The organism is Pseudomonas sp. C9-3, from assembly GCF_032392015.1.
Taxonomy (GTDB): domain Bacteria; phylum Pseudomonadota; class Gammaproteobacteria; order Pseudomonadales; family Pseudomonadaceae; genus Pseudomonas; species Pseudomonas nitroreducens.
In genome coordinates this window covers 6,257,589-6,277,402 of sequence record NZ_CP135919.1, presented here as the reverse complement: position 1 = coordinate 6,277,402, position 19,814 = coordinate 6,257,589, and the positions used below count along the sequence as shown (strand labels likewise).

At 66.2% G+C, this 19,814-nt stretch carries 18 protein-coding genes and 1 other RNA gene; 7 read left to right on the top strand and 12 right to left on the bottom strand.

Going from position 1 to position 19,814, the window contains the following annotated elements; genetic code table 11:
• Positions 1–26: 26 nt before the first annotated feature.
• Genes RS899_RS28790 through RS899_RS28775 form a run of 4 tightly spaced genes read right to left on the bottom strand, consistent with a single transcriptional unit; the run spans position 27 to position 3,597 of the window.
• Entirely contained in the window at positions 27–509 is a 483-nt protein-coding gene (locus RS899_RS28790; RefSeq protein WP_054907769.1) for a DUF4442 domain-containing protein, read from the bottom strand.
• A 4-nt stretch (positions 510–513) separates the two neighbouring features.
• A complete protein-coding gene (gene ubiH, locus RS899_RS28785; protein ID WP_169935050.1) occupies positions 514–1,698 on the bottom strand; it encodes a 2-octaprenyl-6-methoxyphenyl hydroxylase in 1,185 nt (394 codons plus the stop codon).
• A 1-nt stretch (position 1,699) separates the two neighbouring features.
• Complete coding sequence (pepP, locus tag RS899_RS28780) at positions 1,700–3,034, bottom strand: Xaa-Pro aminopeptidase (RefSeq protein ID WP_054907767.1); 1,335 nt, start codon at positions 3,032–3,034, stop codon at positions 1,700–1,702.
• An 8-nt stretch (positions 3,035–3,042) separates the two neighbouring features.
• Complete coding sequence (locus RS899_RS28775) at positions 3,043–3,597, bottom strand: UPF0149 family protein (RefSeq protein ID WP_054907830.1); 555 nt, start codon at positions 3,595–3,597, stop codon at positions 3,043–3,045.
• A gap of 182 nt (positions 3,598–3,779) precedes the next feature.
• Between RS899_RS28775 and RS899_RS28770 the strand changes: the two genes are divergently transcribed.
• From RS899_RS28770 to RS899_RS28755, 4 genes are all read left to right on the top strand, one after another.
• Complete coding sequence (locus tag RS899_RS28770) at positions 3,780–3,989, top strand: TIGR02449 family protein (protein WP_017521390.1); 210 nt, start codon at positions 3,780–3,782, stop codon at positions 3,987–3,989.
• The gene (locus RS899_RS28765; RefSeq protein WP_024765744.1) at positions 3,986–4,315 is read left to right on the top strand and encodes a cell division protein ZapA; all 330 of its coding nucleotides are present in this window, start codon (positions 3,986–3,988) and stop codon (positions 4,313–4,315) included. Before RS899_RS28770 ends, RS899_RS28765 begins: the two co-directional genes overlap by 4 nt.
• Before the next feature lie 32 nt (positions 4,316–4,347).
• A non-coding RNA gene (gene ssrS, locus RS899_RS28760) (6S RNA) lies at positions 4,348–4,526 on the top strand.
• A 9-nt stretch (positions 4,527–4,535) separates the two neighbouring features.
• Complete coding sequence (locus tag RS899_RS28755) at positions 4,536–5,165, top strand: 5-formyltetrahydrofolate cyclo-ligase (RefSeq protein WP_315808638.1); 630 nt, start codon at positions 4,536–4,538, stop codon at positions 5,163–5,165.
• A 24-nt stretch (positions 5,166–5,189) separates the two neighbouring features.
• Here RS899_RS28755 and RS899_RS28750 read toward each other — a convergent pair whose 3' ends face one another.
• Positions 5,190–5,324, bottom strand: a complete 135-nt coding sequence (locus RS899_RS28750) for a hypothetical protein (RefSeq protein WP_128082560.1) — start codon at positions 5,322–5,324, stop codon at positions 5,190–5,192.
• Between the two features lie 307 nt (positions 5,325–5,631).
• Between RS899_RS28750 and RS899_RS28745 the strand changes: the two genes are divergently transcribed.
• Both RS899_RS28745 and RS899_RS28740 read left to right on the top strand, forming a co-directional pair.
• Positions 5,632–6,093, top strand: coding sequence for an EVE domain-containing protein (locus tag RS899_RS28745; RefSeq protein ID WP_233297027.1), 462 nt, complete (start codon positions 5,632–5,634; stop codon positions 6,091–6,093).
• A gap of 44 nt (positions 6,094–6,137) precedes the next feature.
• Positions 6,138–7,976, top strand: a complete 1,839-nt coding sequence (locus RS899_RS28740; protein WP_315808637.1) for a diguanylate cyclase — start codon at positions 6,138–6,140, stop codon at positions 7,974–7,976.
• A 113-nt stretch (positions 7,977–8,089) separates the two neighbouring features.
• Here the strand turns inward: RS899_RS28740 and RS899_RS28735 are convergent, their stop codons facing one another.
• The 4 genes from RS899_RS28735 to RS899_RS28720 all read right to left on the bottom strand — a co-directional run bounded on the left by RS899_RS28735 (position 8,090) and on the right by RS899_RS28720 (position 13,665).
• The gene (locus RS899_RS28735) at positions 8,090–9,214 is read right to left on the bottom strand and encodes an ABC transporter permease (protein WP_054907763.1); all 1,125 of its coding nucleotides are present in this window, start codon (positions 9,212–9,214) and stop codon (positions 8,090–8,092) included.
• A gap of 3 nt (positions 9,215–9,217) precedes the next feature.
• Positions 9,218–11,953 carry a ribosome-associated ATPase/putative transporter RbbA gene (rbbA, locus tag RS899_RS28730; protein ID WP_054907762.1) on the bottom strand — a complete coding sequence of 912 codons (2,736 nt, stop codon included), beginning with the start codon at positions 11,951–11,953 and terminating at the stop codon, positions 9,218–9,220.
• The gene (locus RS899_RS28725) at positions 11,950–13,023 is read right to left on the bottom strand and encodes an HlyD family secretion protein (protein ID WP_054907761.1); all 1,074 of its coding nucleotides are present in this window, start codon (positions 13,021–13,023) and stop codon (positions 11,950–11,952) included. The genes rbbA and RS899_RS28725 overlap by 4 nt, the downstream gene beginning before the upstream one ends.
• A gap of 228 nt (positions 13,024–13,251) precedes the next feature.
• Entirely contained in the window at positions 13,252–13,665 is a 414-nt protein-coding gene (locus RS899_RS28720; RefSeq protein ID WP_037013440.1) for a flagellar basal body-associated protein FliL, read from the bottom strand.
• Positions 13,666–13,824: 159 nt separating this feature from the next.
• Between RS899_RS28720 and RS899_RS28715 the strand changes: the two genes are divergently transcribed.
• Complete coding sequence (locus RS899_RS28715) at positions 13,825–14,802, top strand: NADPH:quinone oxidoreductase family protein (RefSeq protein ID WP_315808636.1); 978 nt, start codon at positions 13,825–13,827, stop codon at positions 14,800–14,802.
• A gap of 533 nt (positions 14,803–15,335) precedes the next feature.
• On the opposite strand, the gene RS899_RS28710 is transcribed toward RS899_RS28715, so the two are convergent.
• Genes RS899_RS28710 through RS899_RS28700 form a run of 3 tightly spaced genes read right to left on the bottom strand, consistent with a single transcriptional unit; the run spans position 15,336 to position 19,673 of the window.
• Positions 15,336–16,859: a malonyl-CoA synthase gene (locus tag RS899_RS28710; protein ID WP_315808635.1), complete on the bottom strand. Its 1,524-nt coding sequence runs from the start codon at positions 16,857–16,859 to the stop codon at positions 15,336–15,338.
• A gap of 9 nt (positions 16,860–16,868) precedes the next feature.
• Positions 16,869–18,188 carry a malonyl-CoA decarboxylase gene (locus tag RS899_RS28705; RefSeq protein WP_315808634.1) on the bottom strand — a complete coding sequence of 440 codons (1,320 nt, stop codon included), beginning with the start codon at positions 18,186–18,188 and terminating at the stop codon, positions 16,869–16,871.
• Positions 18,189–18,212: 24 nt separating this feature from the next.
• On the bottom strand, positions 18,213–19,673 hold the full coding sequence (locus RS899_RS28700) for an amidase (protein ID WP_315808633.1): 1,461 nt from the start codon (positions 19,671–19,673) through the stop codon (positions 18,213–18,215).
• Between the last annotated feature and the right edge of the window lie 141 nt (positions 19,674–19,814).

Below are 19,814 nucleotides of genomic sequence, written 5' to 3'. Positions count from 1 at the left end.
CGCAGCGTCGGCGCGGGCATCGAAATTCAAGCGGCCTGCCGCGCGCGCGGCTTGAGCCGGACGTACAGGGTCTTCTGCACCCGCGCCACCAGGGTGCCTTCGCCGTCACGCACTTCGGCGTGCAGGCGCGGCAGGTACTTCGCACCGCTGGCGGTGTGCTCGCGGATTTCATCGAGCAGGTGCTGGTCGATGCGGAACTCGGCGTACACCGGGCCCTTGCCGGGGCTGACGAATTCGATGTTGGCGGCCTTGTCCCAGACGATGTACTCGCGCCCCAGGTTCTCCATCAGCATCAGCATGAAGAACGGGTCGGTCATGCTGTACAGGCTGCCGCCGAACTGGGTGCCGACGTAATTGCGGTTGAACAGGTTCAGGCCCATTTTTACCCGCACCTCGCGAAAATCCGCGCTGATGTGGCGCACCCGCACCCCGGCGCCGAGATACGGCGGGTAGAGGTTCAGGCCGAAACGCAGCAGGCGGGCGCGGCGGGCGCTTTTGCGAGAATCCATCGAATCAGACCGGCCGGGCGCCCAGGCCCATGGCCTGGCGGGCGAACCAGCGTTTGGCCGGCGGCAGCAGGTCAAGGCCGAGCAGGCCGATGTTGCGGCCGGTGGCCAGCAGCGGCTGGTCGTTGGAGAACAGGCGGGTGACGCGATCGGAGAAACCGACGGTCATCTGCTGGTCCAGGCGCTGACCGTCCAGGTAACGCTGCAGTACGGCGAAATCGCCCGGCGCAGCGTCTTCCTGCAGCAGGCGGTCGCCCAGCGCCTTGGCATCGCGCAGCGACAGGTTGAAGCCCTGCCCGGCAATGGGGTGCAGGCTGTGGGCAGCGTTGCCCAGCACCACGAGGTGCGGGCGAATCTGTTCGTCGGCCTCGGTCAGGCTCAGCGGGTAGCCATGGCGCACACCAACCTGGCGCAGGGTGCCCAGGCGGTAGCCGAAGGCGTCCTGCAACTCGGCGAGAAAGGCCGCGTCGGGTAGCTCGCGCAGACGCTCGGCGTCACTGCCATTGCGGGTCCAGACCAGCGCGCAGCGGTTTTCCGGCAGCGGCAGCAGGGCCAGCGGGCCGTTTTCGGTGAAGCGTTCGAAGGCCTGCCCGCGATGGGCTTCGGACGGGCTGATGTTGGCGATCAACGCAGTCTGCCCATAGGACGAGGAACGCACGTTGATGCCCAGCTGCTCGCGCAGGCCGGAGCGGCCGCCATCGGCCAGCACGGCGAGGTCGCAATCCAGCTGCGAGTCGTCGTCCAGGGTCAGGCGGTAGCCATCGCCCAGGGCGTCCATCCGTCGCACCTCGGCCGGGCAGCGCCAGCTCACCACTTCCGGGTCCAGCGCATGCCACAGGCATTGGCCGAGCCAGGCGTTCTCGACTACGTAGCCCAGCGCCGGAACGCCCTCTTCCACCGCCGTCAGGCGCGCGGCGCCGAAGCGGCCGCGGTCGGACACGTGGATCTGGGTGATGGGTTCGGCGCGCTGGGATATCTGCTGCCAGAGCCCCAGGCGCTCGTAGATCTGCCGGCTGCCGAAGGACAGCGCCGAGGAGCGCGCGTCATAGCTGGGCTGGTAGGCGTCACCGGGGGCGAAGGGCTCGACCAGCACGATCTGCCAGCCGCGCGCGCGGGCGCCGGCCTGGAGAATCAGCGCAAGGCTTGCACCGACGAGCCCGCCACCAATGATGGCCAGTTGCGTACGTTGCATGTCAGGCGGCCTGGGCCTTGGCTTCGGCCATCAGTGCTTCGATCTCGGCAACGGTTTTCGGCACGCCGTTGGTCAGCACTTCGCAGCCGGTCTTGGTCACCACCACGTCGTCCTCGATGCGCACGCCGATGCCGCGCCACTTCTTCGGCACGTCGGTGTTGTCCGGCGAAATGTAGATACCCGGCTCGACGGTCATCGACATGCCCGGTTCGAGCACGCGCCATTCACCGCCGACGCGGTATTCGCCGACGTCGTGCACGTCCATGCCCAGCCAGTGGCCGGCGCGGTGCATGTAGAAGGCCTTGTAGGCTTCGCGCTCGATCAGTTCGTCGACGTCGCCCTTGAGCAGGCCCAGTTCCACCAGTCCGGCGGTGATGACCCGCACGGTGGCCTCGTGGGCTTCGTTCCAGTGACGGCCAGGGGCGATGTAGTCGAAGGCCGCCATGTTGGCGTCCAGCACAAGCTGGTAAATGGCCTTCTGCTCAGGGCTGAACACACCGCTGGCAGGGAAGGTGCGGGTGATGTCGCTGGCGTAGCAGTCGATCTCGCAGCCGGCGTCGATCAGGATCAGGTCGCCGTCCTTGATCTGTGCGTCGTTCTCCCGGTAATGCAGGATGCAGGCATTGCGGCCGGTGGCGACGATGGAGCCATAGGCCGGCATCTTCGCGCCGCCCAGGCGGAAGGCGTATTCCAGCTCGGCTTCCAGGTGGTACTCGTAAAGCCCCGGACGGCAGGCCTGCATGGCACGGATGTGAGCACCGGCGGAGACTTCCGCGGCGTAGCGCATCACCTTCACCTCACCGGCGCTCTTGTACAGGCGCTGGTCGTGCAGCAGGTGGTCGAGGGCGACGAACTCGTTCGGCGGCTGCGCACCCTGGCGCGCCTTGGAGCGGATCACGTTGATCCACTCCATCAGCCGGCGATCGAATTCCTGGTTGGCGCCCAGTGCGTAGTACACGCGGTCGCGGCCCTCGATCAGGCCCGGCAGGATGTCGTCGATATCGCCGATGGGGAAGGCATCGTCGGCGCCGAAGGTGCTGATGGCACCGTCCTGGCCGGCGCGCAGGCCGTCCCAGAGTTCACGCTCCGGATCGCGCTCGCGGCAGAACAGCACGTACTCGCCGTGCTCGCGACCGGGGATCAGCGCCAGCACCGCTTCCGGCTCGGGGAAGCCGGTGAGGTACTGGAAGTCGCTGTCCTGCCGGTAGACGTGCTCGACGTCGCGGTTGCGGATGTACATCGGCGCCGCCGGGAGAATGGCGATGCTGTTGGGTTCCATCTGCGCCATCAGCGCCTTGCGACGACGGGCGTATTCCGACTTGGCGATACGGATCATGCGCGACCTCAATGCAGGGAGGGTTTCTCGGCCGGTGCCGGCACCTTGCCGAATTCGGAGAACAGCAGCAGCGGGGCCACGCGCAGGTATTCCTGCACTTCCATGTAGTCGGCCTCGCCGTCTTCGGATTCTTCCAGCTGGCCGCCGACCTGGGCGATGGCGGCGATGTCCTGCAGCACTTCGTCGGCTTCGTCCGACAGGCTGGGGGCACGCAGCGCCAGGCCGAAGCCGGCGAGGAAGCCCTGGCACCACTGGCCGAGGGCCACGGCGCGCTCGGCCAGCGGCGCGTCGTCGTTGGGCAACATCAGCACCACGGCCATCTCGCCCTGGCTGAAGTCCTGCTGGACCATGCCCAGCAGGCCGCCGAGAGCCGCGCCCAGGCGTTCGCCCGGCTCGCCGCCGAGCAGGTCGCTGGCGGCCTGCAGCCACTCTGCCTGGTCGAAGCCACTGCCGGCGCAGACGCGACCGAGCAGGTGGCCGTGCAGTTCGGCAGGGGAAATGGGCAGGGCAGCCTCGGCAAGCAGGGCGGCGAAAGCGGTGTAGGCGGAGCTGGAAGTGGACATGATCGAACCCGGATGACGGCTAGGCGCCATCAGGCGCCGCGCATAGAATATGGTCCGTTATCCTAGCACCGGCGCACACCGCAAGACCATGTGACGACTCGCCGGGCCGCCGTGCGTTGACCCACCCCCACGGCAGTCCTATATAGTTCTCGATTACTTAAGCAACTCCCAAGCGAGAGCCCATGGAAGACGCCGACCTGCACGCGCTGATCGCCAAGTTCGACCTGCTGCTCCAGCGCCTGGAACAGCTCAAGGCCGAGAACCGGCTGCTGCGGGCGAACGAGAAAAGCTGGCGGGAAGAACGCGCCCATCTGATCGAGAAGAACGATTTGGCTCGGCAGAAGGTCGAAGCGATGATTTTGCGTCTTAAAGCCCTGGAGCAGGACTCATGAGCCAGTCGAATACCCTGAACGTCCAAATCCTCGACAAGGAGTACTGCATCGCCTGCCCTCCGGACGAGCGCGTCAACCTGGAAAGCGCCGCGCGCTATCTGGACAGCAAGATGCGCGAGATCCGCTCCAGCGGCAAGGTGATCGGTGCCGACCGCGTCGCGGTGATGGCCGCCCTGAACATCACCCACGACCTGCTGCACAAGCAGGAGCGCGTCGAGCAGGACAGCGGTTCCACCCGCGAGCGCGTGCGTGAACTGCTCGAACGCGTGGACCGTGCACTGACGACCGAACCCCTTACCACCGATAAAGAGCAGGGTGAAGTCTGACCCCGGAAATTTCCTTGGGGTATAATCCGTCTCGCTCCCTGGTGTGTTGGCCAGTCGGTGATGTCCCTGAGCCGATAATTGCAACAACGGGGGTTGCCAGTTGGGCTGGTGTGCATGTCCGCACGACGGAAAGCCTTAAAGCCTACTGCAACCACCACCTTGAACTCTCGGGTTCAAGGGCTAACCCGACAGCGGCATGTCCGGGGAGCTTTACCCTTCCATGATCCACGCAGATTCCCTCTCCCGCCCTGCCCTGCGCCGCCAGCTGCGCCAGGCCAGACGCGCACTCACTCCCCTCCAGCAACGCCTCGCCGCACAAGCCCTGTACCGCCAGCTTGCGCAACATCCGCTGTTTCGCCGGGCGAAGCACATTGCGTTGTATCTGCCGGCTGACGGCGAGATCGACCCGCGCCCCCTGATGAAGGCTGCGCAGCAGCGTGGCAAGGCGACCTACCTGCCGGTGCTTTCCGACTGGCCACGCACGCACATGTCCTTCCAGCAGGTCGGCATTGGCGAGCGCTGGGTACGCAATCGCTTCAACATCGCCGAACCGCAGGCCGACCGTCGGCGCCAACGCCCGGCCTGGGCGCTGGACCTGCTGTTGCTGCCACTGGTGGGCTTCGATCCGCAAGGCGGCCGGCTGGGCATGGGCAAGGGGTTCTACGACCGTACCCTGGCCTACCTGGGAATGCGCAAAAATTGGCAGAAACCGACACTTTTGGGCCTGGCGCATGAATGCCAGAAGGTCGATAAGCTGGAACTGGCGAGCTGGGATGTGCCGCTGATGGGCATTGTGACGGATGACGGCTGGTATGGCCGTCTCGCTACGGCATCGCGGTCCTTGCGATAGCCGTCTCGATAGCGCCCCGGCGAATCAGGGCTGCTGGGTGACCTGCACCGGGGCGTTGCCCTGGCGTTGTTCCCACAGGCTCTGGGTGTAACCGGTCGTGACGACACCCAGACCGAAAAGTATTACCAACACCCACAAAAGATCAGGCTTGCGCTTCATCGATTGCCTCCCCCTTCCAGGCAATTGTTCATGACGGCCGGCGGTGGTTTTTGGTCCGTCCGGCAGGCCAAGCTAAAAACGGCGGCATTCTCCGACAATGCGGGGCGTCTCGCAATTCTGGCGCCAACCGGTCGTCGGAGGATCGGCCGCCCCCGAAACTCTCGGCACTTTCAGGCAATGTTCATGCCGATGCTCCTACATATTCTTCCTACAATTTGTTTCCGGCGAGTCGGCAGCTTGTCGCAGGGAACCACCTATCGTTAGTAAAAACGATCACGAACCGCCACGCACAAGGAGACCCTCGCGGATGGCACGCGCTTACTGGCTGATGAAATCCGAGCCCGACGAACTTTCGATCCACGACCTCCAACGCCTGAAGACCGCGCGCTGGGACGGCGTGCGCAACTATCAGGCACGCAACTTCATGCGCAGCATGCAGCCGGGCGACCTGTTCTTCTTCTACCACTCCAGCTGCCCGGAGCCGGGCATTGCCGGCATTGCCGAGATAACGGGCGAGGCCTACCCGGACCCGACCGCGCTGGACCCGAAAAGCCACTACCACGACCCCAAGGCCAGCGCAGAGAAGAACCCCTGGACGGCCCGCGATGTCGGTTTCGTCGAGGCCTTCCGCTCAGTGCTGCCGCTCGGCACGCTCAAGGCCCAGGCCGGGCTGGAGGAGATGCCCCTGGTGCAGAAGGGCAGCCGCCTGTCGGTCATGCCGGTCACCGCTGAACAATGGGCGATTGTCGTCGGCCTGGCGCACAAATAGAGGCATTGTGCTATTAGGTTACTGAAGCTCCCGGAATTCGCCGCATGCACCGCCTTCAGTCCTCACTAGCTACCTACCTCGGGCTTGGCGGTCTGCTCTGCGTGCTCCTGCTCGCCAGCGCCTGGCTCGGCGAAGAGCTGGCAGGCAGTGAACGGCAGCGCGTGCAGGAGCGCCTGACCTACCAGGGGCGCAGCCTGGCACACCGGTTGGAAGCCAACCTCCACGAGCAGGTCCAGGGCCTGGACCTGCTCGCCCAACTGTGGACCCACCACGGCCGCATGCCCCGCGCCGAATGGGAGCTGGACGCACGCTTCTACGTGCGCAGCTTCCCCGGCTACCAGTCGATCCAGTGGTCAGGGCCGGACCTGCGTATCCGCTGGCTGGAGCCCTTGCAGGGCAACGAGGCGGCGCTGAACTTCCAACTCACCGACCATCACCCCAACTACGCCACCGCCATTGCCGCCCGCGACAGTGGCAAGCCGCGCCTGAGCGACAGTGTGGAGCTGCTCCAGGGCGGCCGCGGCTTCGTCCTGTATACGCCGGTGTTCATCCGTGGCGCGGACAATGAGCTGCAATTCGACGGGTTCATGCAGGGCGTGTTTCGCGTCGGCAACCTGATGGACAACCTGCTGCAACAGCTCGACAACCAGCTGTTCACCGTCCGCCTGCTGGAGCATGGTCGCCCGCTCTACGTGCGCGAGCAGCCCGACAGCGATGCCGACCAGACCCTGCGCGTACCGCTGCGCCTGCTCAACAACCGCAGCTTCGAACTGGAGCTCAGCCCGACGGCGCAACTGGTCAGGTCGCTGTCCTCGCCGTTGCCGCTGGTGGTTTTTGGCGGCGGCGTCGCGATCAGCCTCCTGCTGGTGGCAGCGCTGTTCCTCGCCCGAGAGAACGCCCGCCGCGCCACCGCCCTGAGCGCCAGCAACCAGTTGCTCAACCAGGAGGCGGAACAGCGCCAGTCCGTCGAGGCCACCCTGCACGAGAGCCGCGAACGCCTGCAGCTGGCGCTCGACCTCACCGACTCCAGCCGCGACGCGCTGTTCATCTTCGACCTGCAGCACCGCGAGCTGCTGCACATGAACCGCGCCACCTACAACGCCCTGGGCTACAGCGCCGAGGAATTCCGCCACCTGCTGCGCGAAGACCCCGAACGGCTGGTTCCCGGCTTCCACGCCTGGATCCAGCTGGTACAGCAGGCGCACCGACTGAACCTGTCGATGATCTTCCAGCGCGAAATGCAGCGCCGCGACGGCAGCCTGCAGCCCGCGGAGATCAATACCCAGCTGATCCACCAGGGCGACCGCGACTACCTGATCGCCGTGGCCCGCGATAACAGCGAACGCCTGCAGCTCGAGGCACAGCTGCAGAAGCTGTCGCAGCAGGACGGGCTGACCGGCTTGTACAACCGCCGCTACTTCGACCGCCAGCTGCAGAGCGAATGGCGCCGCCTGCGCCGGGCCGACGCGCCGCTGGCGGTGCTGATGCTCGACGTCGACCACTTCAAGCGCTTCAACGACTGCCTCGGGCACCTCGCTGGCGACGACGCCCTGCGCCGCGTTGCCAGCTGCCTGCAGGAGTGCCTGCAACGCGAGGGCGACGTTGCCTGCCGCTTTGGCGGCGAAGAGTTCGTGATCATCCTCACCGACACCGGTGCCGAGGGCGCCGGCCACGTCGCAGCGCGCATCCACCAGCACGTGGCGGAACTCGCCATCGCCCATCCGGCAGCGGAGCTGGGTCGGTTGACGGTCAGCATCGGCCTGGCCATTGCCACGCCCGGCCAGGACGCCGAGCCGGACCAGCTGATCGCCCAGGCCGACCGTGCGCTGTACGCGGCCAAGCACAGGGGGCGGAACCAGACGTGTGTGTGGCCGGTGGAGTAACAGTTCCCCTGTAGGAGCGAGCTTGCTCGCGAACGGATTGACCGGCAGCGTCGGCGTCGGGCAGGTTCGCGAGCAAGAACTAGGCGTCCCCCTCGCTCCTACGAAAAGCCGGCCTAGGCCATCTGCCCGATGGTCCGACGGAAGCGCCACAGCGCGCCGCTGAAGAACGCCGCACCGATCCCGACGATGGCCAGCAGCTGTGGCCATACGATGGACAGGTCGGCCCCACGATAAAGAATCGCCTGGGCCAGGCTGACGAAGTGCGTGGTCGGCGCCGCCAGCATGATGGTCTGCACCAGCTCCGGCATGCTCTCGCGCGGCGTGGTGCCGCCGGACAGAATCTGCAGCGGCATCAGCGTCAGGATCACCAGCAACCCCAGCTGCGGCATCGAGCGCGCCACGGTGCCGAGGAAGATGCCCATCGATGTGGTGGCGAACAGGTGCAGCGCCGCGCCCAGCAGGAACAACCCCACCGAGCCGCTGATCGGCACGTCCAGCCAACCGCGCACCACCAGTTGCAGCGAGATCGCTGCCGCCACCAGCACCACGGTGCCCATCGACCAGACCTTGGCCATCATGATCTCGAAGGCGGTCAGCGGCATCACCAGCAGGTGCTCGACGGTGCCGTGCTCGCGCTCGCGAATCAGCGCGGCGCCGGTGAGGATGATCGACAGCATGGTGATCTGGTTGATCACCTCCATCACCGCGCCGAACCAGGCCTGCGTCAGGTTCGGGTTGAACTCCATACGCACCGCCAGCTCCGCCGGCATCGCCGACTCGGCACGGTAGCGGCTGACGAACTCACGCACCTCGGTGCCGACGATGTTCTGGATGTACCCAGCGCCGGAGAAGGCCTGACCGGTCTGCGTCGCATCGACGTTGACCTGGATCGCCGGTTGCCGCCCGGCCAGCACGTCGCGCTGGAAGTCCGGCGGGATATCCAGGGTGAAGGTGTACAGGCCGACGTCCATGCCACGGTCCATCTCCGCGTGGCCGATCATCTCCGGCGTGCGGAAATACGGCGGCTGGAAGGCGTTGACGATGCGCGAGGAGAGCTGCGACTGGTCCTCGTCGACGATGGCGATGGGCGCGTGGTGCAAGGTTTCCGGCACGCCGGTGGCGGAGCTGTAGACACCCAGGGTGAAGGCCCAGGCGATCAGGATCAGCATCGCGTAGTCGCGGCCCAGGCTGCGGAACTCCTTGATACCGAGGTTGAAGATGTTCGCCAGCTTCTTCATGGCTCAGTCCTCCTGCTTCTTCAGGCAGGCCACGCTGAGCAGCGTCAGCACCACGATCATCGCCGCCAGCGGCAGGTAGTAGACCCACAGGTCGGGGAAGCCCAGCGCCTTGGAGAAGGCGCCACGGCTGATGATGAGGAAATGCGAGGTCGGGTAGAGCTGGCCGATGAAGGCTGCCGCGCCTTCCAGCGACGACACCGGGTGGATCAACCCGGAGAACTGGATCGCCGGGATCATGGTGGCGATGGCGGTGCCGAACACCGCGGCGATCTGGCTCTTCATGAAGGTCGAGAGCAGCAGCCCCAGCCCCGTGCTGGTCACCACGTAGAGGAACGCGCCGACCAGCAGCGCGAGGAAGCTACCCTTGAGCGGCACCTGGAACAGCAGCACGGCCATCGCCAGCATCAGCACGAAGTTGATCATGCCCATGCCGATGTAGGGCAGCTGCTTGCCCAGCAGGAACTCCAGGCGCGTGACCGGCGTGACGTAGAGGTTGGTGATCGAGCCCAGCTCCTTCTCACGCACCACGCCCAGGGCGGTGAGCATCGCCGGGATCATGATCAGCAGCAGCGGGATCACCGCCGGCACCATGGCCTTGAGGCTCTCCACATCCGGGTTGTAGCGGTAGCGCACCTCGGTGCTTGCGGCCGCGCTGGCAGCGGCGCTGCCGTTCTGCCGCGCAAGGTCGGCGAGGTAACTGGCGTGGAGCCCCTGCACGTAGCCGAGCACGGTGTTGGCGCGAGTCGGCATGGCGCCGTCGATCCACACGCCGATGGCCGGGTCGGCGCCACGCTTGAGGTCGCGGCCGAAGTTCGGCGGGATCTCCACCGCCAGGCTGATGTCGCCGCTGCGCAGGCGCCGCTCCAGGTCGTCCGGGTCCTGGATCGCCTGCTTCTCGATGAAGTAGCGCGATCCGGCGATGTTCAGCGCGTAGGCCTGGCTGGTGGTGGTCTGGTCGCGGTCGAGCACGGCGTAGGTCAGGTCCTCGACATCCATGTTGATGCCGTAGCCGATGATGAACATCAGCAGCGCAGTGCCGACCAGCGCCAGGGTCAGGCGGATCGGGTCGCGGCGCAGCTCCATGGCCTCGCGGCGCGCGTAGCTGAACAGGCGCAGCCAGCTGAAGCGATCGCTGCCCTTGTAGCGCGTGGATTCAGTGGCCGGCTCCGGCGCAGGGGCCGTTTCCGGCACTGGCGCGCTGCCGGCGGCTTCTTCCAGGTAGGCGATGAAGGTGGCTTCCAGGGTCGGCAAGCCGCGCTTGTCGATCAGCCCCTGCGGGGTGTCGCTGTCGAGCACCTTGCCGGCGTGCATCAGCGAGATGCGGTCGCAGCGCTCGGCCTCGTTCATGAAGTGGGTGGAGATGAAGATGGTCACGCCATCGTTGCGCGACAGCTCGACCATCAGCTCCCAGAAGCCGTCGCGGGCTACCGGGTCGACGCCCGAGGTGGGCTCGTCGAGGATCAGGATTTCCGGCTTGTGGATCACCGCCACGGCCAGCGACAGGCGCTGGCGAATGCCCAGCGGCAGGCTGTCGGGCAGTTCGTTGCGGACCTTGCCGAGGTCGAAGCGCTGGAGCATTTCCTCCACGCGCGGGCCGATCTGTTCAGGCGGCAGGTGGAAGAGTTTCGCGTGCAGTTCGAGGTTCTGCAGCACCGTCAGCTCGGCGTACAGCGAGAACGCCTGGGACATGTAGCCCACACGGCGGCGAGTCTCCATGTCGTTGGCGTTGACCGGCTGGCCGAACAGCGCGCAGGTGCCTTCGCTGGCCGGCAACAGGCCGGTGAGCATCTTCATGGTGGTGGACTTGCCGCAGCCGTTGGAACCGAGGAAGCCGAAGATTTCCCCGCGCTCGATGCGGAAGCTGACATGGTCCACCGCGACGAAATCGCCGAAGCGACAGGTCAGCCCCTCGGCCTCGATGGCGATCTGCGGTGCACCGTCATTCTGCGGACGCGGGGGAATCACCAGCTTGTGGTGGCCAGCACGCTTGCTCTCGGGCAGCAGCGCAATGAACGCCTCCTCGAGGTTCTGCGTCGATGTCTGCTCGCGCAACTCGGCGGGTGTCCCGGTGGCGAGCACCTTGCCCTCGTCCATCGCCACCAGCCAGTCGAAGCGCTCGGCCTCCTCCATGTAGGCGGTGGCCACCAGCACGCTCATGCCTTCGCGACCGGCGCGGATACGACCGATCAATTCCCAGAACTGGTTGCGCGACAGCGGGTCGACGCCGGTGGTGGGTTCGTCGAGGATCAGCAGGTCGGGGTCATGGATCAGCGCGCAGCACAGCCCGAGCTTCTGCTTCATGCCACCGGACAGCTTGCCCGCCGGCCGCTCGGCGAAAGGCGCCAGCCCGGTACTCTGCAGCAGGTCGGCGATGCGCCGCTCGCGCTCGGCCTTGTCGTGGCCGAACAGGCGACCGAAGAAATCGACGTTCTCGAACACCGAGAGCGTCGGGTAGAGGTTCTTGCCCAGCCCTTGCGGCATGTAGGCGATGCGCGGGCACACGGCGCGGCGATGGCGCACGTCGCGCATGTCGCCGCCGAGCACCTGGATCTCGCCGTCCTGCATCTTCCGCGCGCCGGCCAGCAGCGCCAGCAGGCTGGACTTGCCGACACCATCCGGGCCGATCAGGCCGACCATGCGGTTGGCCGGGATTGCCAGGCTGACGTCGTCCACCGCGCGGGTCTCGCCGTAGCGCAGCGAGACGCCGGTGAGATGCGCCACGCAGCCGGCGCCGCTCATTGCGGGACCTTGATCTGCAGGTCAGCCGGCCATTCCACCTGCGGGTCGAGGCGCATATAGGCCATGCCCGGCACGCCGGTCTTCACGTAGGTGATGTACTTCTCCAGCAGGCCCGGATCGAGGCGCGCCTTGACGCGGAACATCAGCTTCTCGCGCTCGTTGGCAGTCTCCACGGTCTTGGGCGTGAACTGCGCGACGCTGGCGACGTAGGACACCTTGGCCGGGATCACGTACTCCGGCACCGCATCGATCACCAGGTGCACTTCCTGCCCCAGCTCGACCTTGCCGGCCTGGCCCGAGGGCAGGAAGAAGGTCATGTAGACATCGGCCAGGTCGACCATGTTGAGCAGCTTGCCGCCGGCCGGCAGGACCTCGCCCGGCTGCGCCACGCGGTACTGCACGCGGCCGTTGCGCGGGGCCTTGAGGTCGCTGTCGTCGATGTCGGCCTGCAGGCGCACGGTGCTCGCAGTGGCGGCCTCGATGGCCGACTGCGCCTCGATCACCTGGGAGCTGGCAGCAGCGATGCTGGCCTGAGCCGAGATGACCTGGGAGCGCGAAGCAGCCAGCGCCGCCTGGGAGCTCTGCAGGGCTGCGCGGTCATCGTCGAGTTGCTGTTGCGGCAGGGCGTTGCGCTTGACCAGCTGCTCGGTGCGGGTGAAGCGCTTCTGCGCAGCGGTAAGCTCGGCCTGGCGCTGGGCGACCATGGCTTCGGCGGTGGCCTTCTCGCTGTGCCGCTGGGCCACCAGGGACTCGGCGGTGAGCTTGGCGTTCTGCGCCCGCCGCACCTCGGCCTCGGCCTGCGCCAGCTGGGCCTTGAGCACCTGGGTATCCATGCGCGCGACGACCTGGCCGGTCTTCACGAAGTCACCTTCGTCCACGAGGATTTCCGCCACCCGCCCGGCGAGTTTGGTCGCAACGTCCACCTCGGTGGCTTCGATGCGCCCGTTGCCGCTGGCAAAACCTTCGCCCAGCCCGGTCGGCTTGAACGTCTGCCAGGCCAGCGCGGCGAGCACGGCCACCACCAGCACCGCGAGACCGCGGGTGCGCCAGCTTTTTGCGTTTCCTGTCATCCGATTTCCCCTTGTCCAGGCGCTCGAATTCGAGCGAATCATGAGGGGATGTTCGGCGACCGGCGGCAAATGGGGTTTGATTCAGGTCAGGCGTGCAGAGGAAATTTCCTACGCGCCTTGCGAGGCGGGACTTTCAGACCGGCATTGCGACGGGTGGCCGCAGCCGGAAAACGGTGGCGCCTGCGGTGCGCAGATGAGTTGCGCTCATGCAGGCGCCTCGGGAAGCGCTCAGGGCTGGACGATCAGGTTGTTGAACAGCAGGTCGTCGACCAGTGGCTTGCCTTCTTCCTGCTGCAGCACGGTCTGCACCTGCTTCAGCGCTTCCTGGCGCAGTTTTTCCTTGCCGTCGACGCTGCCGAGGGATTCATCCGTTTGCTGGGCAAACAGCATCACCAGTTGGTTGCGGATCAGCGGCTCGTGGTGCTCGACCTTCTCCGACGCTTCCTTGCCGATGACCTTCAGGGCGATGTCGGCTTTGAAGTACTTCAGCCGCGGGCCGCTGCCGTAGTTACCCACCAGGGCCGGCGTCAGGTCGACGAAGACCGGCTTGTTGGCGTCTTCCGGCTTGGCCTCTTCGGACTCGGAGGCGATGACGAAGGGGCTGAAGGAAAGGACCAGCAACAGGGCGAGGAAAGCTCTCAAGGCGATGTCTCCGGATTCGATGGGCAAAGGATAGCCACAGTCGCGCCGCCGCCCAAGCTATATCGGGGCATAAGCCGAGGCCATGGTGATTTGCCCCCTGCCCCTGCACTCCTACACTGCCCCACTCGGAAACAAGAACCCGCCAACGGAGTACTTCGAATGAAAGCCGTGCTGTGCAAAGCCTTCGGCCCCGCCGAAACCCTGGTGCTGGAAGACATCGCCAGCCCCGAGCCGAAGAAGAACGAAGTCCTGCTGCAGGTGCATGCCGCCGGGGTTAACTTCCCCGATACGCTGATCATCGAGGGCAAATACCAGTTCAAACCGCCCTTCCCGTTCTCCCCGGGTGGCGAGGCTGCCGGCGTAGTCGGCGCGGTCGGCGAGAAAGTCACCCATGTGAAGCCCGGCGACCGCGTGATGGCGCTGACCGGCTGGGGCAGCTTCGCCGAGGAAGTGGCGGTGCCCGGCTACAGCGTGATGCCGATTCCCGACGGCATGGATTTCGCCAGCGCCGCGGCCTTCGGCATGACCTACGGCACCTCCATGCACGCACTCAAACAGCGCGCCAACCTGCAGCCGGGCGAGACCCTGCTGGTGCTCGGCGCCTCCGGTGGCGTGGGCCTGGCTGCCGTGGAAATCGGCAAGGCCATGGGCGCCAAGGTGATCGCCGCCGCCAGCAGCGAGGCCAAGCTGGAAGTGGCCAAGGCCGCCGGTGCCGACGTGCTGATCAACTACAGCGAAGGCAGCCTGAAGGACAAGCTCAAGGAAATCACCGGCGGCCAGGGCGTGGACGTGATCTACGACCCGGTCGGCGGCGACCTGTTCGAGGAAGCCTTCCGCTCCATCGCCTGGAACGGCCGTATGCTGGTGGTCGGTTTCGCCAGCGGCACCATCCCGTCGCTGCCGGCCAACCTCACCCTGCTCAAGGGTGCCTCCCTGGTCGGCGTGTTCTGGGGCTCCTTCGCCCAGCGCCAGCCGCAGGACAACGCGGCGAACTTCCAGCAGCTGTTCAAATGGTTCGCCGACGGCAAGATCAAGCCGCTGGTGTCGCAGACTTTCCCGCTGGAGAAAGCCGCCGACGCGATCAACCACCTGGGCCAGCGCAAGGCGGTGGGCAAGGTGGTGGTGACGGTTCGCTGATAGCGTTCCGGCGACACAAAAAGCCCCGCTCAAGCGGGGCTTTTTCCATTCTGTCGCTCTTACAGGAGAATCCGGCGTTAAGCGATTCGCGAGCAAGCTCGCTCCTACGAAGCGCCCTATCTCACCGACTCTGGCTTTGGCTTTGGCTTTAAAGAGATTTCCAGAGGAACATCCACGCACTCCGAACGGCCCCGTTCAGGAGGCCTCGTTGAAGCGGAGTTTCAGGGGTTGAGCGGCATGGATGCCGCGAGAGCCACGATGGGCCAGGGATGGCCCGTCGTGGCGGGCCCCTGGAACTTCGCTTCAACGAGGGCATTTTTCGCCCCAAGCGAAAAACCGGATGATTGGGGCAAGACCTTTGCCCACTTTGGGTCGTTTGCCAAAGTGGGTCGCCCGAGGGGGCGAAACAGGGAGCCAGCGCGCACTCCGGCGCGACGCGGGAAACAAAGGCGCGAGACAGACACATCGCGGACGGAGTCCGCTCCTACGAAAGCAAAAGCCCCGCGAACGGGGCTTTTTCAGGTACGCAAGGCTCAGGAATACAGCGCCTTGAACTGCTCACGCAGCACGTTCTTCTGCACCTTGCCCATCACATTGCGCGGCAGCGCATCGACCACCATCACCCGCTTGGGCTGCTTGAAGCGCGCCAGCTTGCCGTCCAGCGCGGCGAGCACCTGGGCCTCGCTCGGCGCCTGCCCTTGGCTGGCCACCAGCACGGCGGTAACGCCCTCGCCGAAGTCCGGGTGCGGCACGCCGATCACCGCCGACTCGACCACGCCCGGCAGGGTGTCGAGGATTTCCTCCAGCTCCTTGGGATACACGTTGAAGCCGCCGCTGATGATCATGTCCTTGTTGCGGCCGACGATCTGCACGTAGCCCTTGTCATCGATGAAGCCGATATCGCCGGTCATGAAGTAGCCGTCCGCGCGCAGCTCCTCGCCGGTCTTCTCCGGCATGCGCCAGTAGCCCTGGAACACGTTCGGCCCACGCACCTCGATCATCCCCGGCTCGCCCTGTGGCAGCAGGGTCGGCGCGGACTGCGAAGGATCGGTGATGCGCAGTTCGACACCCGGCAGCGGGAAGCCGACAGTGCCGGCAATGCGCTCGCCATCCAGCGGGTTGGAAGTGTTCATGCCCGTCTCGGTCATGCCGTAGCGCTCGAGGATCGCCATGCCGGTGCGTTCGGAGAACGCCTTGTGGGTCTCGGCGGTGAGTGGCGCGGAGCCGGAGATGAACAGGCGCATGTGCGCCACCGCCTCGCGGGTCAGGCCGGGTTGGTCGAGCAGGCGGGTGTAGAAGGTCGGCACGCCCATCAGCAGGTTCACCTGCGGCAGCAGGCGAAGCATCTGCGCGGCGTCGAACTTGCTGAGGAAGAGCATCGAACCGCCCGCCATCAGCAGACTGTTGCAGGCCACGAACAGGCCGTGGATATGGAAGATCGGCAGCGCATGGAGCAGCCAGTCCTCGCCGGTAATCTGCCAGGCATCCACCAGTGCGCGGGCATTGGAGACGAGGTTGCCGTGGCTGATCATCGCCCCCTTGGAACGCCCGGTGGTGCCGGAGGTATAGAGGATCGCGGCGAGGTCGCTGGAGGCGCGCGGCACGTCGACGAAGCGCCCCGGCTTGCCATGCACGGCGTCCATCAGCGAGCCGTCGACCTGGTCGCCCAGGGTCGCCACACGAGCCACACCGCTGGCTTCGGCCAGTTCGCGGGCCTGGGCTTCAAAGGCCGGCGCGCAGACGAACAGCGAAGGCTCGGCGTCGTCGAGGAAGTAGCGCAGCTCATCGCCGGTGTAGCCGCTGTTGAGCGGCAGGTAGACCGCACCGACGCGCAGCACGGCGAGGTAGAGCATCACCGTCTCGGGGCTCTTGTCGACCTGCACGGCAACGCGGTCGCCCGGCTGCACGCCAAGTTCCACCAGCGCATGGGCGAACTGCGAAGTGCTGCGCAGCATGTCGGCATAGCTGTAGCCGCCACCCAATGGGGTGCGGATGAAGGGCTTGGACAGGTCGCTGGGCAGGTGTTTGCCGACTTCGGCGAAAAGACTCTGGTTCATGGTGAGGTCCTAGCGTTTTGTTTTCGCCGACAGCGTCGCGAGCTTGCGCACCTCGGGTGAGGCCGCGACCGCGCCCTGGTTGGCGTAGGCTTCGTGGTTCTTTTCGATCTGGCGCAGTTCGTAGCGGTAGTTGACCATCAGTCCGGCAGCCTGGCGCAGGCCGCTGGTGGAAAGGTCGCCACGCCAGTTCAGGCGCTCCAGGCGGGCACCGTTGCCGAGGTGGAAGCGCGCCACCGGGTCCAGCGGCAGCCCGGCGCCGTTCTTGGCGTGCAGGAAATATTCGGCGGCCAGCGCCAGCAGCGGCTGCTCGGTGCGCGGCGGTGGCGCCGCGTCGGGCTTGAGCGCCTTGAGCAGGTCGGTGGCGGCCGCGCCCAGTTGCGGGTCGTCGCCCAGCCCATCGAGCCAGCGACGGAAGCCGGGTACCGGCGACAGGGTGACGTACTGGCGCAGGCCGGGAATCTCCCTCGCCAGCTCTTCCACTACCTGCTTGATCAGGAAGTTGCCGAAGGAAATGCCGCGCAGGCCGTCCTGGCAGTTGCTGATGGAGTAAAACACCGCCGTATCGGGTTCCTCTGCCGGCTGAACGTCTGTTGCCGGCTCGAGAATGTCTGCAATCGCGCCCGGCATCGCGCGGGTCAGCGCCACCTCGACGAAGATCAGCGGTTCTTCCGCCAGCGCTGGGTGGAAGAAGGCGAAGCAGCGGCGGTCGGCCGGTTGCAGGCGGCTGCGCAGGTCGTCCCAGTCCTTGATCGCGTGGACGGCCTCGTACTTGATGATCTTTTCCAGGATCGACGCCGGGGTCGACCAGTCGATACGCCGCAGCACCAGGAAGCCACGGTTGAACCAGGACGCCAGCAGGTGCTGCAGGTCGTGGTCCACGGCCGCCAACTCGGGTTTGCCCTTGAGTTCCCCCAGCAGCCTGCGGCGCATGGCGATCAGCTCGGCGGTGCCGCCCGGCGCCTGATTAAGGCGGCGGAACAGTTCCTGGCGCGGTGGTTCGCTGGCCTCGAACAGCTGGGTGGTGTTGGCCGACGAAGGATCGTCGAGATAGCGCTGGCAGGCTTCGGCCAGCGCGTCATGAGGCGGCGCGAAGTCCATGAGCAGCGTGTCGAAGAAAGCCTTCTGCTGCTCCTCCGGACAGTCGCGGTAGGCGCATAGCACCTGCCGCGCCAGCGCCACGCCGGAAGCCTCGCCATGGCCGGAGATCAGTTTGCGGCAGGCCTGCGCCAACGCCTGGGCATTGCCCGGCGCCGGCTCGCGCGACTCCAGCAATTGCCGGCCGCGCTCGCTGATGCTCTGCAGCAGTTCCTGGAAGAAGCTGATGTTCATGCGTCCCCCTCGCTTGTGGATAAATCAGTCGCCTTTCAGCATTGGCGGCGGGCAGCGCTGGTACCAGCGCGAAGCCTGCTCGTAGGCGTGGGCCAGCTGCAGCACGGCCATGTCGGCCTGGTGCTTGCCGATGATCTGGATGCCCATGGGCAGGCCCTGTTCATTGAAGCCTACCGGCACGTTGGCCACCGGGCATCCGGACAGGGTGGCCGGAATCACCACCTCCATCCAGCGGTGGTAGGTGTCCATGGCCTTGCCGGCGACTTCCTTCGGCCAGTCCCAGCTCTTGTCGAACGGGAACAGTTGCGCGCTGGGCAGCAGCAGATAGTCATAGCGCTCGAACAGCTGGCTGATGGCGCGGTACCAGTCGCTGCGCGCGGCGGAGGCACGGAACACGTCCATGGCAGACAGCTTCAGGCCGTTCTCCACTTCCCAGATGGCCTCGGGCTTGAGCAGCTCGCGCTTGGCCGGATCGGTATAGGCGGCGCCGAGGGAGCCGGCGACCATCCAGTGACGCAAGGTGCGCCAGGTGTCCCAGAGACGCTCGGCGGAGAAGCCCATGGCGGTGTCTTCGATGTGGCAGCCAATGGCTTCGAAGTCGGCGAAGGATTTGCGGCACAGCTCCAGCACACCCCGCTCCATCGGCAGGTGGCCGCCCAGGTCGCCCAGCCAGCCCAGGCGCGCGCCCTTGAAGTCGCGCTCCAGCCTGCCGGCGAACTGCTCGCCACTCTCGGAGATGGACAGCGGCGCGCGCGCATCACCACCGGCCTGCACCGACAGCAGCAGCGCCACATCACGCACGCTGCGGCCCATCGGGCCTTCGTAGCCGAGCTGGTCGACGAACAGGTCGGCGCTGTCGTCGAAGGGCACGCGGCCCTGGGACGGACGGAAGCCGACGATGTTGTTGAACGCCGCCGGGTTGCGCAGCGAGCCCATCATGTCGCTGCCGTCGGCCACCGGGACCATCTGCAGCGCCAGGGCCGCTGCCGCGCCACCGCTGCTGCCGCCGGCAGTGCGGTCGGGCGCATAGGCGCAGCCGGTGGCACCGAAGATCGGGTTGTAGCTGTGCGAGCCGAGGCCGAATTCCGGGGTGTTGGTCTTGCCGATCAGCACGGCGCCGGCCGCGCGGATGCGCTCGACCATGATCCCGTCGCGTTCGGGCACATAGTCGCGGAACAGCGGCGAGCCGAGGGTGGTGCGGATGCCCTGGGTCAGCGACAGGTCCTTCACCGCATGAGGCAGGCCATGCATCCAGCCGCGGTATTCGCCGCGTGCGAGCTCGGCGTCGCGCAGGTCGGCCTCGGCGAGCAGCTGCTCTTCGGGCTGCAGGCTGATGATGGCGTTGACCGCCGGGTTGTAGCGTTCGATCTGCGCCAGGTGCGCCTGCATGACTTCGCGGCAGGACACCTGGCGCAGGCGGATGCGCTGGGCCAGTTCATGGGCCTGGAGCTGGACGAGTTCGTTGTTGTGCTTGTACTGGCTCATGGAGCGCGGCCTTCTTTCATCGGGAGCTTCCGGCAGATGGGAAGCCTATGTCGGGTTCAGCAACCCCGCTGGCAGGCGAGGCTTGTTGCGTTCTTCAGGCCGAGCGATGCCGCTGCGCCGAGCTGGCGCACGCGTGCATCG